At 73.1% G+C, this 16,540-nt stretch carries 15 protein-coding genes; 4 read left to right on the top strand and 11 right to left on the bottom strand.

Annotated features, from left to right (window positions below; genetic code table 11):
- Positions 1–53: 53 nt before the first annotated feature.
- Genes ACWD01_RS18335 through ACWD01_RS18325 form a run of 3 tightly spaced genes read right to left on the bottom strand, consistent with a single transcriptional unit; the run spans position 54 to position 2,532 of the window.
- On the bottom strand, positions 54–944 hold the full coding sequence (locus ACWD01_RS18335; protein ID WP_451162971.1) for a branched-chain amino acid ABC transporter permease: 891 nt from the start codon (positions 942–944) through the stop codon (positions 54–56).
- The gene (locus ACWD01_RS18330; protein ID WP_451162969.1) at positions 941–1,735 is read right to left on the bottom strand and encodes an ABC transporter ATP-binding protein; all 795 of its coding nucleotides are present in this window, start codon (positions 1,733–1,735) and stop codon (positions 941–943) included. The genes ACWD01_RS18335 and ACWD01_RS18330 overlap by 4 nt, the downstream gene beginning before the upstream one ends.
- Positions 1,732–2,532, bottom strand: a complete 801-nt coding sequence (locus tag ACWD01_RS18325) for an ABC transporter ATP-binding protein (RefSeq protein ID WP_451162967.1) — start codon at positions 2,530–2,532, stop codon at positions 1,732–1,734. Before ACWD01_RS18325 ends, ACWD01_RS18330 begins: the two co-directional genes overlap by 4 nt.
- Positions 2,533–2,947: 415 nt before the next feature.
- On the opposite strand from ACWD01_RS18325, the gene ACWD01_RS18320 reads away from it, so the two are divergent.
- On the top strand, positions 2,948–5,944 hold the full coding sequence (locus ACWD01_RS18320) for a carbohydrate binding domain-containing protein (protein ID WP_451162965.1): 2,997 nt from the start codon (positions 2,948–2,950) through the stop codon (positions 5,942–5,944).
- A gap of 142 nt (positions 5,945–6,086) precedes the next feature.
- On the opposite strand, the gene ACWD01_RS18315 is transcribed toward ACWD01_RS18320, so the two are convergent.
- Both ACWD01_RS18315 and ACWD01_RS18310 read right to left on the bottom strand, forming a co-directional pair.
- Complete coding sequence (locus tag ACWD01_RS18315; protein ID WP_451162963.1) at positions 6,087–7,220, bottom strand: glycerate kinase; 1,134 nt, start codon at positions 7,218–7,220, stop codon at positions 6,087–6,089.
- Positions 7,221–7,525: 305 nt separating this feature from the next.
- Positions 7,526–7,729 carry a type II toxin-antitoxin system VapB family antitoxin gene (locus tag ACWD01_RS18310; protein WP_356890384.1) on the bottom strand — a complete coding sequence of 68 codons (204 nt, stop codon included), beginning with the start codon at positions 7,727–7,729 and terminating at the stop codon, positions 7,526–7,528.
- A gap of 70 nt (positions 7,730–7,799) precedes the next feature.
- On the opposite strand from ACWD01_RS18310, the gene ACWD01_RS18305 reads away from it, so the two are divergent.
- A complete protein-coding gene (locus ACWD01_RS18305) occupies positions 7,800–8,522 on the top strand; it encodes an SIR2 family NAD-dependent protein deacylase (RefSeq protein WP_451162961.1) in 723 nt (240 codons plus the stop codon).
- Here the strand turns inward: ACWD01_RS18305 and ACWD01_RS18300 are convergent.
- Positions 8,519–9,085, bottom strand: coding sequence for a methylated-DNA--[protein]-cysteine S-methyltransferase (locus tag ACWD01_RS18300; RefSeq protein WP_451162959.1), 567 nt, complete (start codon positions 9,083–9,085; stop codon positions 8,519–8,521). The genes ACWD01_RS18305 and ACWD01_RS18300 overlap by 4 nt on opposite strands.
- 12 nt (positions 9,086–9,097) lie before the next feature.
- On the bottom strand, positions 9,098–10,579 hold the full coding sequence (locus ACWD01_RS18295) for an AlkA N-terminal domain-containing protein (RefSeq protein WP_451162957.1): 1,482 nt from the start codon (positions 10,577–10,579) through the stop codon (positions 9,098–9,100).
- Positions 10,580–10,694: 115 nt separating this feature from the next.
- Here ACWD01_RS18295 and ACWD01_RS18290 point away from each other — a divergent pair, with 115 nt between their 5' ends.
- On the top strand, positions 10,695–11,306 hold the full coding sequence (locus ACWD01_RS18290; protein ID WP_451162955.1) for a DUF4291 domain-containing protein: 612 nt from the start codon (positions 10,695–10,697) through the stop codon (positions 11,304–11,306).
- Here the strand turns inward: ACWD01_RS18290 and ACWD01_RS18285 are convergent.
- The 3 genes from ACWD01_RS18285 to ACWD01_RS18275 form a co-directional block, all read right to left on the bottom strand.
- Positions 11,297–11,833, bottom strand: coding sequence for an O-acetyl-ADP-ribose deacetylase (locus ACWD01_RS18285; RefSeq protein WP_451162953.1), 537 nt, complete (start codon positions 11,831–11,833; stop codon positions 11,297–11,299). The genes ACWD01_RS18290 and ACWD01_RS18285 overlap by 10 nt on opposite strands.
- A gap of 67 nt (positions 11,834–11,900) precedes the next feature.
- Positions 11,901–13,178 carry a M48 family metallopeptidase gene (locus tag ACWD01_RS18280; protein ID WP_451162951.1) on the bottom strand — a complete coding sequence of 426 codons (1,278 nt, stop codon included), beginning with the start codon at positions 13,176–13,178 and terminating at the stop codon, positions 11,901–11,903.
- Between the two features lie 123 nt (positions 13,179–13,301).
- A complete protein-coding gene (locus ACWD01_RS18275; RefSeq protein WP_451162949.1) occupies positions 13,302–14,717 on the bottom strand; it encodes a phytoene desaturase family protein in 1,416 nt (471 codons plus the stop codon).
- Positions 14,718–14,805: 88 nt separating this feature from the next.
- On the opposite strand from ACWD01_RS18275, the gene ACWD01_RS18270 reads away from it, so the two are divergent.
- A complete protein-coding gene (locus tag ACWD01_RS18270; RefSeq protein ID WP_451162947.1) occupies positions 14,806–15,600 on the top strand; it encodes a nucleotidyltransferase family protein in 795 nt (264 codons plus the stop codon).
- A 99-nt stretch (positions 15,601–15,699) separates the two neighbouring features.
- Here the strand turns inward: ACWD01_RS18270 and ACWD01_RS18265 are convergent, their stop codons facing one another.
- Positions 15,700–16,518 (bottom strand): inositol monophosphatase family protein, encoded by an 819-nt coding sequence (locus tag ACWD01_RS18265; protein ID WP_451162945.1) that lies wholly within the window; start codon positions 16,516–16,518, stop codon positions 15,700–15,702.
- Between the last annotated feature and the right edge of the window lie 22 nt (positions 16,519–16,540).

The following is a 16,540-nucleotide window of genomic DNA, read 5'->3' as shown; positions in this document are numbered from 1 at the left end:
GCTCCGGCGGGGGCGTGGGCCCGGCGGCCGCGTCCGGGCGCGGGCGGGAGGTGTCAGACACGCGCGAGCTCCTTCGTGCCGAAGAGTCCGGCCGGCCGCACGAGTAGCACGAGCAGCATCACCAGATACGGGGCGAGGTCTCCGATCCCGCCGCCCAGGAACGTCAGTTCGCTCTGGTAGCCCGTCGCGAACGACTCCGTGACGCCGACGATCAGCCCCCCGGCCAGCGCGCCCGTCGTCGAGTCGAGGCCGCCGAGGATCGCCGCGGGGAACGCCTTGAGGGCGGCGAGCGACGTGGCCCGTTCCAGGCCGGGCGTCGGGAAGACGGTCAGGAAGAGCGCCGCGACCGCCGCGAGGGCGCCGGCGACCGCCCACGCCGACATGGAGACCCGGCCGAGGCGTACGCCCATCAGCGCGGCCGTCTGCGGGTTCTCGGCCGCCGCCCGCATCGCCACGCCCCACGAGGTGTAGCGGAAGGCCAGCAGGAAGGCCGTGATGAGCAGGGCCGCCGCGACGAACGCCGCGATCCTCGTCTGGGCGATGGTGATCTCACCGAGGTTCACGACCCGGTCGCCCCACGGGTCGCCGAGCGCCAGCACGTCCGTGCCGATCATCCGGGTGAGTTCGGTGGTGAGGAGGATGTCGACACCGATCGTGACGATGGCGAGGACGCTGTGGTCGGAGCCCCGGTAGCGGCGCATGACCAGGAAGTCGACGGCGGAGCCGACGACCGCCGCGCCCGCGATGCCGACGGCCAGCGCCGGCCAGAAGCCGAGGTCGTCGTGGAGCACGGCGGTGATGTAGCCGCCGGCGAGGAGCAGCGAGGCGTGGGCGAAGTTGACCACTTCGGTCGCCTTGAAGATCACGACGAAGCCGAGGGCGATCATGGCGTAGACGGAGCCGATGGACAGTCCGCCGAGGAGGAGTTCGGTGAAGGTGGTCATGGCGTGGCCTCCGTACCGAGGTACGCCTGGACGACTGCCGGATCACTCTGCACCTGGGCGGGCGTGCCGCCCGCGATACGGCGTCCGAAGTCGAGCACGGTCACGGCGTCCGCGAGCCGCATCACCACCCCCATGTCATGTTCCACGAGCACGATCGATATTCCGAGGCTGTCGCGTACGCCGGCGACGACCGCGGCGGTCTGCCGCCGTTCGTCGGCGGTCATGCCCGCGACGGGTTCGTCGAGGAGCAGGATCCGCGGCTCCATGCACAGGGCGCGGCCCAGTTCCACGAGCTTCTGCTTTCCGTAGGGGAGTTCACCGGCACGCCGGTGGAGGTCGTCCGCGAGACCGACGAACTCGGCGATCTCCGCGACGCGTTCGCGGTGCCGGCGTTCCTCGCGGACCGCCGACGGCAGCCGCAGGCCCGCCGCCACGAACCCGGTGCGGGTGAGCCGGTGCCGGCCGAGCAGCAGGCTGTCGGCGACCGTGGCGCTGGGCGGCAGGGCCAGGTTCTGGAAGGTACGGGCCACGCCGAGGGCGGCGATGCGGTGCGGCGGGAGACCGGTGAGCTCGTCGTCGCCGAAGCGGACGCGGCCCTCGGTCGCCTTGTAGACACCGGAGAGGACGTTGAACGTGGTGGACTTGCCGGCTCCGTTCGGTCCGATGACGGCGTGCACGCTGCCCGGCTCGACGGTGAACGAGACCCCGTCGAGGGCGGTGAGCCCGGCGAACCGGACGGTGACGTCCTCGACGGTGAGCGCCACGTCGGTGACGGTCGTCGTCGTGCTCATGCGGACCACCTCCTGAGGGTGGGCGCCGCGCGCCGGGCGCTGTCGGCGTCCTGCGCGGCGCTCTCGTCGACGACGCCGAGGTAGCGGCGCCGGACCTCGTCGGAGGCGGCCAGTTCGTCGGCGGGCCCGGAGAGCGCGACCTCGCCGACGTCGAGGACGTAGGCGGAGGAGGCGAGGCGCAGGGCGATCGCCGCGTTCTGCTCGACGAGGAGCACGGAGGTGCCAGCGGCGTTGATCTCCTGCACCGTCTCGGCGATCCGCTCCGCCATCAGCGGGGCGAGGCCGAGCGACGGCTCGTCCAGCAGCAGCATGCGCGGCCTGGCCATCAGCGCCCGCCCCATGGCGAGCATCTGCTGCTCGCCGCCGGACAGCAGACCGGCCTTCTGGTGGGCGCGGTCGGCCAGTACGGGGAACAGTTCGTGGACGCGGGCGAGCGCGGCGGCGGACTCCCGCCGGCCACGCACCCCGAGTGTGCCGGCCCGCAGATTGTCCGCCACGGTCATCCGTGCGAAGACCTGCCGGCCCTCGGGGACCTGCACGACCCCGGCGGCCACGACGCCGGCGGCGGCGAGTCCGTGGAGGGCGCGGCCCTCGAACATGATCGTCCCCGCGGTGACCCGCCCACGCTGGAACGGCAGTGTGCGTGACACCGCCCGCAGCAGGGTGGACTTGCCGGCGCCGTTCCCGCCGAGCACGGCGACGACAGCGCCCTCGGGCACGTCGACGGACACGTCCCGCAACGCCCGCACCGGGCCGTACCCCACGGACAGCGCCCGCACCTCAAGCGCGGCGGCCATACGCAACCCCTTGTCCGGCTCACCAACGGTCGGCTCGCCTCTCGGGGGCCAACATCAGCACCGGGGAGTGGTCGGGGTCCATGCCTGCGGGGCGACTCGCTGCGTCTGACCAGCGGCGGGACCCGCCCCTTGTGCGGCGGCACAACGTGCGGACCGGCGCGCAGAGGGGGCGGGTCGCCCCCGTGCACCGGGAAGGCCGGCAGAAAGCCGGTGCCCGGGACTCTTTACGGAGCGGGGTTGCCCGAGTAACTTGCCGCCGCTGTAAGGAGTTTCAGAAAATTTCCGTTCGCCTTTCCAGCGCGGAATCCCGCGCCGGAGCCCTGAGCGCGTCAGGGGAGGCGGCCGGACGGGCGCTTCTCCCGGCGCCCGGAGAGCCGGCAGCCGCGGCACCGTCGCGGCCTTCCCTGGAGAGAGCATGAAACGCATCCCCACCTGGCTGCTCACGCGCCCGACGGTCGCCGTGGTGGCCGCCGCCGGTATCGCCGGAGTGCTGACCGCGACGCCCGCCGACACGCCGCCCCCGTTCGCACCGTCCTCCGCGGCGGAGAACACGGCGACGGTCTTCTACTACACGAAGACGAAGAACTGGGACCGCTACAACCTGCACTACGCACCCGACGGAGGAGCCTGGACCACGGTGCCGGGCGCCGCCATGGAGTCCGCCTGTACCGACTGGGTGAAGAAGACGGTCGCCCTCGGCAGTGCCGCGGGTCTGCAGGCCACCTTCAACAACGGTTCGGGCACGTGGGACAACAACGCCGGCGGGAACTACGACCTGGGCACCGGCAGCATCACCGTCAAGGACGGCGTCGTCGCCCACTCCGACCCCTGCGCCGGCAGCGATGACCCCGACCCGACGCCCGCGCCGGGGCAGGGCAACGAGGCCACGCTCTACTACTCCACGGCGACCCTCGGCTGGACCACCGCCAACATCCACTACCAGCCCGCCGGCGGCGCCTGGACCGCCGTCCCGGGTGTCGGCATGCGGGCCGCGTGCACGGGCTGGTGGAAGCAGACCGTGGACCTCGGTCCGGCCACGTCCCTGAAGGCCGCGTTCAACAACGGCAACGGAACCTGGGACAACAACCGGGGCGCCGACTACGCCCTCGCCGCCGGCGTGAGCACCGTGGAGAACAACACCGTGACCCCGGACGCGGACGATCCGTGCGCCCAGGAGGCCCCGGACACCGAGGCGCCGAGCGTCCCGGCCCGGGTGGCCGCCGATGGCGACGGCGTGTCCGTCGTGCTCACCTGGGAGCCGTCCACCGACGACAGGGGCGTCACCACGTACCAGGTCACCCGTACCGGGGGCACCACGGGCGACGTCGTGACCGACGTGGGCTCCACCGTCTTCTCCGACACGGACCTGGAGGAGAGGACCACCTACGCCTACACGGTGCGGGCCGTCGATGCGGCGGGCAACGTGTCGCCCGCCTCGGCGGAGGCGATCGCGACCACCGGCAGCAGGCCGCCGGCTCCGGCCGCGGGCAAACCGCTCGGCACCGACCCGCGCAAGGACCCGATCTACTTCGTCCTCACCGCCCGGTTCAACGACGGCGACACGGCCAACAACCGGGGCGGCAGCCAGCACACCAAGTCCGGGAACGCCGCGAACAACGACCCCATGTTCCGGGGTGACTTCAAGGGCCTGGTCGAGAAACTCGACTACATCAAGGGCCTCGGCTTCTCCGCCGTCTGGATCACCCCCGTGGTCCTGAACCGCTCGGACTACGACTACCACGGCTACCACGGTTACGACTTCTACCGGGTCGACGCCCGCCTCGAGTCGGCGGGGGCCTCGTACCAGGACCTGATCAACGCCGCCCACGCCAAGGGCATGAAGATCTACCAGGACGTCGTCTACAACCACTCCTCCCGCTGGGGCGCCAAGGGCCTGTTCACGCCCAAGGCCTACGGTGTCCGCGACGCCCAGTGGAGCTGGTACTACGACGAACGCGACGACGGCTTCGAGTACGACGGCCTGACCGTCGAGCCCAAGTCCGGGAAGTCGTACTACAACGGCGACCTGTGGTCGACCGCCGAGCCCACCGGCAACACCTGCGTCGACTGGGGCAAGCCCACCCAGTACACCTCGCCCGAGGGCTACCGCATCTACAACTGCCAGTGGCCGAACCCGACCTCCGGCATGTTCCCGAAGGCGCTCTACCACAACTGCTGGATCGGCAACTGGGAGGGCGAGGACTCCCGCTCCTGCTGGCTGCACGACGACCTCGCCGACTTCAACACCGAGAGCGCCCGGGTGCAGAACCATCTGATCGGCGCCTACAACAAGTACATCGACATGGGAGTCGACGGCTTCCGCGTGGACACCGCCGTCCACATCCCCCGCACCACCTGGAACCGCCGCTTCCTGCCCGCCATCCAGGAGCGCGTCACCCAGCAGCACGGCGCGGAGGCAGCGAAGAACTTCTTCGTGTTCGGGGAGGTCGCGGCCTTCGTCAACGACAAGTGGAACCGCGGCTCCGTGAACCACTCCGCCCAGTTCTTCACCTGGAAGGAGCGCAAGGAGTACAGCGCGGACGACGAGAAGGCCGCGCTCGAGATGTACGACCACGAACAGCAGCTGGGCACCGGGAACCAGCCGACCTCCCGCAACGCCTTCCTCGACGGCAACAGCTACCACGCACCCGACCACAGCCGCTTCTCCGGCATGAACGTCATCGACATGCGCATGCACATGAACTTCGGTGACGCCTCCAACGCCTTCCACAACGGCAAGGACTCCGACGACAGCTACAACGACGCCACCTATAACGTCGTCTACGTCGACAGCCACGACTACGGACCCAACAAGAGCAGCGAGCGCTACGCCGGCGGCACCGACGCGTGGGCCGAGAACATGTCGCTGATGTGGACCTTCCGGGGCATCCCCACCCTCTACTACGGCTCGGAGATCGAGTTCCAGAAGGGCAAGAGGATCGACTGCGGCCCGACCTGCCCGCTCGCGACCACCGGACGCGCCTACTTCGGCGACCACGTGGCGGGCGAGGTCAAGGCGTCCGGGTTCTCCAGGATCGAGTCCGCGAGCGGAACGGTCGCCGGCACTCTCGCCCAGCCGCTGGTCAGGCACGTGCAGCGGCTGAACGAGATCCGCAGGGCGGTCCCGGCCCTGCAGACGGGCCAGTACTCCACGGAGGGCATCCAGGGGGACATGGCCTTCAAGCGGCGCTACACGAGTGGTTCCACCGACAGCTTCGCGCTCGTCACTGTCACAGGCGGGGCCGCTTACACCGGCATCCCGAACGGCACCTACACCGACGCCGTCACCGGCGACACACGGGTGGTCAGCGACGGGAAGCTCACCGTCGCCGCCCCCGGCAAGGGCAATCTCCGCGTCTACGTCCTGAACGGCCCGGGGAGGATCGGCGCCGCCGGGCCCTATCTGAAGTAGTCCCCGAGCCGAAGAACCCGGCCCGGGAAGGAGCCGGCCCGAAGGAACCAGGACGGGCCGCCGGAGAGCGGGGGCGGCGGCACCGGCCGCCGTCCCCGCTCTCCCGCGCCCCGGGGGCGTGCCGACGCGGGGAACGTCCGGCTCAGGTCAGGAAGTCGCGGGCGATCGACTCCGCCGCCCGCTCCAGCAGCGGCCCCGCCTCCGCCATCGACTTCGCCGGGTCCGGCTCGAGCGCCGTCAGGGCGTAGGCGCGGCGGATGCCGGCGCGGCCGAGGGCCTCCGGGGGGAGCGCCAGGCGGCCGCAGACCGCGACGACCTCGACGCCGCGCGCACGCGCGGCCGCCGCGACGCCCGCGGGGGCCTTGCCGTGCAGGGTCTGCTCGTCGAGGGAGCCCTCGCCGGTGATGACGAGGGTCGCCCGCGCCAGCGCGGGCGCGAAGCCGAGGACGTCGAGCATGACCTCGATCCCGGGCCGGAAACGCGCGCCGAGCGCGACGAGCGCCCCGTAGCCGATACCGCCCGCCGCGCCCGCGCCGGGCGAGGCCGCCTGGTCGGGGCCGAGGACGGACGCGTAGTGCGCGAGGGCCTCGTCGAGGACGGCGACGTCCTCGGGCGTGGCGCCCTTCTGCGGACCGTAGACCGCGGGCGCGCCCTTCGGCCCGGTCAGCGGGTTGTCGACGTCGCTCGCGAGGATCAGGTCCACGTCCTTGATGCGGGCGTCGAGCCCGGACAGGTCGGCCGTGGCCAGTTCGCGCAAACCCCCGCCGCCGGGCGGCACGGGCCGGCCGGACGCGTCGAGGAGACGCGCGCCGAGCGCGGCGAGCATCCCGGCCCCGCCGTCGGTGGTCGCGCTGCCGCCGACGCCGAAGACGATCGTGCGCGCGCCCGCCTCGATCGCGGCGAGCAGCAGCTCCCCGGAGCCGTACGTCGTCGCGGTCAGCGGCGCGAAGACGCCCGCCGGCAGGTGCTGGAGGCCGGAGGCCTCGGCCATCTCGACGACGGCGGTGCCGTCCCGCAGGGCGTACGCCGCGGTGAGCGGCTCGCCGCGCGGCCCGGTGACCGGCACCTCGCGGCGTTCGAATCCGGCCGCCACCGCCGCGGCGACCGTGCCGTCGCCGCCGTCGGCCACGGGCAGGGCCTCGACGGCCAGCCCGGGCACGATCCGCTGCAGACCGGCCGTGACCCGCTCGGCGACCTGCACGGCCGTGAGCGAGCCCTTGAACTTGTCAGCCGCGACGAGTACCCGCGCGGGCTGAGAAACTGCTCCGTCCGTCACCTTGCATCCCTTGCTATCGAACAGGCAGTCGCGCCGCCCCGACCCTATCGGCACCGCCGAAGGGCGTGCCACCCTGCCATCGTCCGACATCGCACCCCGAAGATGGTCGTGAAGCACGAATTCCGTCCGGCGCGTCGCCCGGTGCCGTGACCTGGGCGGGACGCCCGCCCGGTCAGGGCCGGTTCGCCCCGTCCCGCCGGTAACCGGTTCGGCCCGGTCGCGCTGGACGACGGCCGGTGCTTACGCGGGCGACGCCGCCCGGGTCCGGGGCCGGACCGGCGTCGCGCCGACGCCGTTCACCGCCGTCACGCCTGGTGGTGTTCCGGAGGCGTGATGTCGCGCCGCGTGCGGGGCTCGTCGCGTGCGGCCGCCCGCGCCTCCGTGCGGTGGCCGCGCGCGATGTAGTCGCGCACGACGAGTTCGACCGCGTCCTGCGGACTGCCCACGCCTGCCAGCACCATGACCTCTACGACCAGTTCGGCGTCGAGGGTGACCGTAACCTTCGCCATGATCGGACGGTAGCACCGGTGCTGTGGAAAAGGTTCGCGAACGCCGAAGTGGCCTGCGTAATCTCGGCTCATGACTCTCGTCGCGATCCTGAGCGGCGCCGGTGTCTCCACGGACTCCGGCATCCCCGACTACCGTGGCCCGCAGGGCCTCTGGCGGCAAGATCCGGAGGCCCAGAAGCTCGTCACGTACGACTGCTACATGGCCGATCCCGACATCCGCCGCCGCTCGTGGATCATGCGGCGCGAGAGCGCGACGTGGAACGCGGAGCCGAACGCCGCGCACCGGGCCGTGGCCGAGCTCGACCGCCGTCCGGGCGTCGCGGTGCGGGTCATCACGCAGAACGTGGACGGGCTGCACCAGCTCGGCGGGATGCCCGGCCGCAAGGTGCTGGAACTGCACGGCACCGCACGGACGGTGACCTGCACCCGCTGCCATGCCCGCTCCCCGATGGACGAGGCGCTGGCGCGCGTCGCGGCCGGGGAGGAGGACCCGGCGTGCACGGTGTGCGGCGGCATCCTCAAGTCGGCGACGGTCATGTTCGGTGAGCGGCTGGACCCGGAGGTGCTCGGCCGGGCCATGGCGGTCACCAAGGCGTGCGAGGTGTTCGTCGCGGTCGGCACGACGCTCCAGGTGCAGCCGGCCGCGTCGCTGGCCGGCGTCGCGGCCGAGCACGGCGCCCGGCTGATCGTGGTGAACGCCGAGCCGACGCCGTACGACGAACTGGCCGACGAGGTCGTGCGGGAGCCGATCGGGACGGCGCTGCCCGCGCTGCTGGAGCGGCTGGCCGGCTAGCGGAGCCGGCCGGGGACGACGGCAGGAGCGGGCCGGGCCGGCTGGAAGAGCGCTTCGTCGGCCGCGCCGCGCTCGAACGCGAGCAGCCGCTGCTTGCGGTCCAGTCCGCCGCCGTAGCCGACGAGGCTGCCGGAGGAGCCGATGACGCGGTGGCAGGGCACGATGATGCCGATCGGGTTCTTGCCGTTGGCGAGGCCCACCGCGCGGGAGGCGCCCCGGTTGCCCAGTTCCTCGGCGAGCTCGCCGTAGGTGCGGGTCTCGCCGTACGGGATGTGCCGCAGCAGGTCCCAGACGCGGCGCTGGAAGGGCGTGCCCGCGAAGTGCATCGGCAGGTCGAAGTCGGTCAGTTCGCGGACGAAGTACGCCTCGAGCTGGCGGACTGCCTCGCCGAACGGCGTCTCGTCGCGGTCGCCGAAGGTCTCCTCGGCGGGGCGGTGCCGCTGGCCGGTCATGTAGAGGCCGCTCAGCACGCCGTCGGTGGCCACGAGCGTCAGCGGGCCGTACGGACTGTCGACGACCGTGTGCTGCCGTTTGCCGGTCTCGGTGGTGGTGAGGCTGGTCATGACTGGACTTCCTTACGCGGGAAGGTGGTTGATCGGGTGGTCGTCCGACGCCCACAGGTACTGGACGGCGTAGGCGCGCCAGGGCCGCCAGGCCGCCGCGCGTGCGGTGAGCGCGGCGGGGGTGGCGGGCAGCCCGAGTGCCGCGGCGGCGCGCCGCATGCCGAGATCGGTGGGCAGGAAGGCGTCGGGGTCGCCGAGGGCGCGCATGGCGATGACCTCGACGGTCCACGGTCCGAAGCCGGGCAGGCCGGTGAGGTGGGCCCGTGCCCGGTCCCAGTCGCTGCCGGGGTCGAGTTTCAGCGTCCCGTCGGCGAGGGCGGCGACCAGTGTGGTCAGGGTCGTGCGGCGGCTGCGGGGCAGCGCCAGGGCCTCGGGGTCGAGCGCCGCCAGCGCCTCCGAGGCCGGGAAGAGGTGGGTGAGGCCGCCCTCCGCGTCCGCCACGGGCACGCCGTGCGCCCGGACCAGCCGGCCCGCGTGGGTGCGGGCGGCGGCCGTGGAGACCTGCTGGCCGAGCACGGCCCGTACGGCGAACTCGGCCGCGTCGACGGTGCGCGGCACACGCCGCCCGGGCGCCTTGTCGACCAGCGGGGCCAGCAGCGGATCGTCCCGCAGCTGGTCGTCGACGGCGACCGGATCGGCGTCCAGGTCGAGCATCCACCGGCATCGGCTGATGGCGATGGTCAGATCGCGCGGGTCGGTCATCGACAGCCGGCAGCCGATGTGGTCCGGGTGCGGGGTGAGGGCGACGATCCCGTGCCCGTACGGCAGCCGGAGCGTGCGCCGGTACGCGCCGTCCCGCCACTCCTCCACACCGGGCACCCCGGTCGCGGCGAGATGACCGAAGAGGTTGCTCGGTTCGAGGGGCGCCCGGTACGGGAGCCGGAGCGCGATCACGCCCGGCGTGGGCGGGGCCGAGGACGCGGCGCGGGTGCGTCCGGCCCGTTCGCGCAGCTCGCCGGGGGCGAGGGCGAAGACCTCGCGGACCGTGTCGTTGAAGGTGCGGATGGAGGCGAAACCGGCCGCGAACGCGACCTCGGACATGGGCAGCGGGGTCGTCTCGATGAGCAGCCGCGCGGTCTGGGCGCGCTGCGCCCGGGCCAGTGCGAGCGGCCCGGCCCCCAGTTCGGCGAGCAGCTGGCGCTCGACCTGCCGGGCCGAGTATCCGAGCCGCGCGGCGAGCCCCGGCACGCCCTCCCGGTCGACGACGCCGTCCCTGATGAGCCGCATGGCCCGCGCGACGGCGTCGGCGCGCGCGTTCCACTCGGGCGATCCGGGGCTGGTGTCGGGCCTGCACCGCTTGCAGGCCCGGAAGCCGGCCTGCTGGCAGGCGGCGGCGCTCGGGTAGAAGGTCATGTTCTCGGCCTTCGGGGGCACGACCGGACAGCTCGGACGGCAGTAGATCCGGGTCGTCAGCACGGCGGTGAAAAACCATCCGTCGAACCGCGCGTCCTTGGACCGTACGGCGCGCACGCAGCGCTCGGTGTCGGTGTGCATGCGTCCAGGATGAGGCCTGCGCGGCGCCAGGGCTGGCGGGAATCCGACACCATCCTCGCCGTGCCAGGGCGAAAACCAGTTCCCGTACGTCCGCGGCAGCTCCTAGGGTCGCACCATGCAGCAGTTCCCCCGGCACGAGGTCCGTGCGGTCTTCACCGATGAGACGATCACCGTGTACCAGGCGTACGCCGCCCGGATCGCGGACCCGGCGACGGCGGCGGGGACCTTCGTCGACCCGTTCAAGCGCACGCGGATGACGTGGATCAAGCCGTCGTTCCTATGGATGATGTACCGCTGCGGCTGGGCCACCAAGCCCGACCAGGAACGGGTGCTGGCGATCGAGATCAGCCGCGAGGGTTTCGAGTGGGCCCTCTCCCACGCCTGCGTCAGCCACTTCGACCGGTCCCGTTTCGCGACCGAGGCCCAGTGGCGCGAAACGCTCAGGTCGAGTCCGGTCCGGGTCCAGTGGGACCCCGAGCGGGACCTGCGGCTGAACCCGCTGCCGCACCGGGCGATCCAGATCGGGCTCTCGGGGCCGGCGGTCGCCCGGTACGTGGACGACTGGATCACCGGCATCCGTGACGTGACACCGCTGGCGCACGAGATCCACCGGGCGGTGGCGGCCGGCGACGTCGAAGGGGCCCGGGAACTGCTGCCGCCGGAGCGGGCGTATCCGCTTCCGGCCCAGGCGGCCGACCGCGTCGGGGCGCGCCCGGATCAGCCGTAGGTCGCGAGCGCGGTCTCGAACGCCGCGTACGCCGTCTCGTCGAAGAGCACGAACCGCACCTCGGTGACCGGCTCCGCGGCGCTCTCACGGACCGTGCGGACCGCGATGCGGGCGCCGTCGTCGAGGGGCCAGCCGTAGACGCCGGTCGAGATCGCGGGGAACGCCACCGTCCGCGCTCCCAACTCGGCGGCCACCCGCAGCGATTCGCGGTAGCAGGAGGCCAGCAGCTCGGAACGGTCCTCGGAGGTGCTGTGCACCGGGCCGACGGTGTGGATGACGTGCGCGGCGCCGAGACGCCCGGCGGTGGTGGCGACGGCCTGCCCGGTGGGCAGCCCCTTGCCGTAGTGGGAGGCGCGCAGGGCCCGGCACGCGGCCAGGATCTCGGGGCCGCCCTTGCGGTGGATGGCGCCGTCGACTCCGCCGCCGCCGAGGAGCGAGGAGTTGGCGGCGTTGACGATCGCGTCGGCGCGCTGCTCGGTGATGTCGCCGCGGACGAGGGTGATGGCCGGGTGGTGAGGCTGTGTCATGCACCCATGGTGGCCGCTGCGGGCGCCACCGCGCCCGTCATCACTCTCACCACCCGCCCGTGGTTCCTCAGCCCTCGCCCTTCACGATCCGCCGGGCGAGCAGTTCCCGTGCCCCGGCCAGTTCGTCGCCGACGGCGGCCAGCCGTGCGTCGTCGGCGGTGACGCTCGCCGGGAGCGGCACGGCGGTGAGCAGGCAGGCACGGCGCAGGTGGGTCGGCGGGTGGGTGGTGTCGACCGCGTGGCCCCGGCGGGCGCTCAGCCGTCGCTGCCGTTCGATCTCGTGCTCAGGAATCGACTCGGCGTGGGCCGCGAGCCGCTCCCAGAGCCCGCGCCATGCCTCCCGATGGGACGTGTCACCGGCCCGTCGCATCTGCCGGGTGTTGGCCTCGCGCCGCAGGGCGGATTCCACGGAGCCCACCACGAGCAGCCGGTCCATCAGCTCGACGGCCGCCTCGGTGGAACCGGCCCTGGCCGCGACGGTGTCCGCCAGGTACTCGCCGCGCTGCGCCGCGCGCAGCGTGAGCTGGTCGAGCAGCATCAGCAGCCCGAGGACGATGCAGCGGGGCAGGAAGTAGCAGGCGTTGACGAACATCTCGCCGATGGTCGGATCGGGGGTCCGGCGCACCAGGTAGTGCCAGGTGGCCAGGGAGCGCAGGGCGTTGAAGGTGACCAGGCCGCGGCGCGTGTCGCCACTCGCGTAGTGGCCGAGTTCGTGGCCGAGCAGGGCGACCTTCTGCCGGGGCGTGAGGACTTCCCAGAGCCCGAGCCCGATCTCCAGCAGGCGGCGCTGGCGGATGCCGTAGGTCGTCACGCCCGCGTTGGCCGCGGCGCTCACGACGACGGTGTCCACGCCCGCCGTGCCGGCGACGGCGGCGATGTCGTCGAGCAGGTCGAAGAGCCGGGGCGCGTCGGCCCTGCGCAGCACCGGCAGGTCGTCGGGAAGGGCGCCGAAGCGGGGCCGCAGCAGCACGGCCAGCAGCAGGAGGAGTACGCCGAACACCGGGGCGGCGGTCCCCCAGCCGAGCGTGGCCAGCAGGACACCGCCGACGACGAGCGCGACGGTGAAGCCGTGGACGCAGAGGGAGACGGCCTGGGCCAGCACGGCAGCGGTGTCGCGGTGCGGCTTCAGCGTCGCGCCCGACGTCACCTCCGCGTGGAGCTCCTGCCCGTGCCGCTGGGCGAGGGTGCGCCGAAGCCGGTCGATCCTTCCCTGGTCCTCCTCGTCCGGCGGTTCGGGATCGAGGTTCCACTCGCACTCCGAGCACCATGCGGTGAAGCGGTGATCGGTCCGCACGGTGTGCCCGCAGTCGGGACACTGCCGCACGGTTTCCGTCGTGATGTCCACGGCGTTACTTCCCTCCCCACGGCCCCTCCCCAGAGGCCGCCACTGTGTGCGCCGTGGCCACAGCAGCCACGTCGGCCGCCGCAGCGTAGTCCACGCGTCACCGCGCTGACCAGCTCTTTCGGCTCAGCGGGCGCGCAGGCGGCGCCAGACGGCCTTCGCCGCGTGGTGGCCGGACATGCCGTGGACTCCGGGGCCGGGCGGGGTCGCGGAGGAGCAGATGAAGACCGCGGGGTGCGCGGTGGCGTAGGGGACGCGGGCGAGCTTCGGACGGAGGACGGTCTGGAGGCCGGCGAACGCGCCACAGGCGATGTCGCCGCCGACGTAGTTGGCGTTGCGCGCGGCCAGTTCGGGCGGGCCGGCGACGGCGCGGGCCAGGACGAGGTCGCGGAACCCGGGTGCGAAGCGCTCCAGTTGGCGTTCGACCGCCTCGGTGGCGTCGCCCTCCCAGCCGGCCGGGACGTGGCCGTACGCCCACAGGACGTGCTTGCCCTCCGGCGCTCTGCTCGGGTCGATCACGGTCGGCTGCGAGGTGATCAGGAACGGCGTCTCGGGGGCGCGGCCGGAGACCGCGGCGTCGAGGGCGGAATCGATCTCGGCCGCGGTGGGGCCGATGTGCACGGTCCCGGCGGTGCGGGCCTCCTCCGCGGTCCACGGCATCGGGCCCGACAGCGCGTAGTCGACCTTGAAGGCGGAGGCGCCGTACTTGTAGCGCCAGTACGCCTGGCCCAGGCCGGCGATCCTGGCGAGCGCGGTCGGTGAGGTGTCGAAGATGTACGCCCGGGCGGGCGGCAGCTCGTCGAGCCGCTTGACGGTGCTGCCGGTGTGCACCGTGCCGCCCTGTTCGCGCAGGTAGGAGGCGAGGGCGTCGGAGATCGCCTGCGAGCCGCCGCGCGGGACGGGCCAGCCGACCTCGTGCGCGGCGAGGGCGAAGAGCAGGGCGATGCCGCCGGTCGCCACGCCGCTGGTCGGGGCGATGGCGTGGGCGGCGAGCCCGGCGAGCAGGCCGCGCGCCTTCTCGCCGTGGAAGCGGCGGGCGAGCATGCTCGCGGGCCGGATCGCGTCGAGCCCGAAGCGGGCGTACCGGTACGGGTCGCGGGGCAGCCCGTCCCACGGGGTGCGCAGGAAGTCCGCGGCAAGGCTGTCCCAGTGGCCGAGGTACGGCGAGAGAAGTCTGCGGTAGGCGCCCGCGTCGGCCGCGCCCAGGGACATGGCGCTCTCGCCGACGGAGCGGCTGAGCACCGCGGCGGTGCCGTCGGGGAACGGGTGGGCCAGCGGCAGTTCGGGGTGCAGCCACTCCAGGCCGTGCCGTGCCAGCGGCATGGCGCCGAAGGCGGGTGACCCGACCCCGAGCGGGTGGACCGCGGAACACGGGTCGTGGCGGAAGCCGGGAAGGGTCAGTTCCTCCGTCCGCGCGCCGCCGCCGACGGTGTCCAGGGCCTCGTGGACGGCGACCGAGAAGCCGCGGCGGGCCAGTTCGACCGCGGCGGTCAACCCGTTGGGCCCCGCTCCCACGACGACGGCATCGAGCATCGACGGCACCTTCGGACTCCTTCGTCAGCCGACGGCCAGGAGGGCCAAGGATATTCCCGGGCGGTGACATCGTGCGGCCGGGTACCGTCCGGTCCCGATGGAGAACATGATCGAGGACATGGCGGAGCGGCTCGTGCGGACGCCCGGTGTCCGTGCGGTCGCCCTCGGCGGCAGCCGGGCGCGGGGCAGCCACCGGCCGGACTCCGACTGGGATCTCGGCGTCTACTACCGGGGCGGCGTCGACACCGGCGCCCTGGCGGCACTGGCGTCCGAGCTGACCGGCGGGCCGGTGGAAGTGGCCGGACCGGGCGGCTGGGGCCCGTGGGTCAACGGCGGTGCGTGGCTGTCCCTCGACGGTGTGCCGGTGGACTGGATCCTGCGGGACCTGGACCGGGTCGAACGGGTCTGGGCGGACTGTCTGGCCGGGCGTTTCGAGACAGGTACGCAGCCTGGGCACCCGCTGGGCTTCTGGTCGCCGGCGTACGCGGGCGAGGTGGCGCTGTGCCGCGTACTGGCCGACCCCGGAGGCGAGTTGACGGCGCTGCGGGAGGAGACGCGGGAGTATCCGGAGCCGTTGCGGCGTGCGCTGGCCGACGCCGCGTGGGAGGCGGAGTTCTCGGTCGCCGCCGCGGCCAAGTCAGCCAGCGCCGGGGACACGCTGCATGTGTCGCTGTGCCTGTCACGGGCGTTCGGCGTGCTGGCGCAGGCGCTGCACGCCCACCACCGGGTGTGGTGCCTCAACGAGAAGGGCGCGCTGGCGGCGGCCGCCGCGTTCGCGGAGGCGCCCGCGGACTTCACGGAGCGGGTGACGGCAGCGCTGCGCGGCCTGGACACGGCGGCGGTGGCGGACGCCGACGCCCTGGTACGGGAGGTACGCGCCCGGCTGGGGTGAGCGGGCCCGGCGTTCGCCGCCGCCGGGCGCCGTGGGTCAGCGGGCCCGGGGTGAGCCGGGCGCCGTGGGTGTGGGCCTGGGTGAGCCGGGCGCCGTGGGTCAGGTCAGCAGCTCCCTGACCACGCGGGCCGTGGTCTCGTCGCGTGCCGCCGTGAACGGCAGCGCGTTGGAGCCCGTGATACGGAACGGCTCGCCGGTGATCGTGAGATGCGCGCCGCCCGCCTCCGTGACCAGCAGCAGCCCGGCCGCGTGGTCCCAGGCGAGCTCCCACGAGAACGCCACCGCGTCCAGGTCGCCGCGTGCCACGGCCAGGTATTCGAGGCCCGCGGAGCCGCAGGGCCTGGTCTCGACGCCCGGCACGGCGAGGCCCAGCAGCGCGCGCTTCTGCTCGGGCGTCGTGTAGTCCGGGTGGGACATCGCGACGCGGAGCACCGAGCCCGGTGCGGGCGAACCGGGCCGCAGCGGTGCGCCGTCCAGCCGGGCGCCCCCGCCGCGGACCGCGACGGCGAGCTCGTCCAGCACCGGCGCGTACGTCCAGGACGCGAGCACCTCGCCGCCGAGGGCGAGCGCGACGAGCGTGCAGAACCCGGGCTCGCCGTGCACGAACTGGCGGGTGCCGTCGACCGGGTCGACGATCCAGACCGGCGCGTCGCCGTGCAGCGCGTCCGCGACGGCCGGGTCGGCGTGCACCGCCTCCTCGCCGACGACCACGGAGCCGGGCAGCAGCGCGGTGAGCGAGGCGGTCAGGTGCTCCTCCGCGCTGCGGTCGGCGATCGTGACCAGGTCGTGCGGGCCGGTCTTCTCGTCCACCTCGTGCGCGGCCAGCCGGCGGTAGCGCGGCATGATCTCGGCGGCCGCCGCCTTGCGGACGGCCTCCTCGACGTCGGACAGATCACCGGTCAGAAAATCATCGATCATGCCTCAAGACAATCACGCCCGG

The sequence above is a fragment of the Streptomyces sp. NPDC002835 genome (assembly GCF_053591995.1).
The sequence above is the reverse complement of the archived record's forward strand: the minus strand, read 5'-3'. Positions and strand labels throughout refer to the sequence as shown.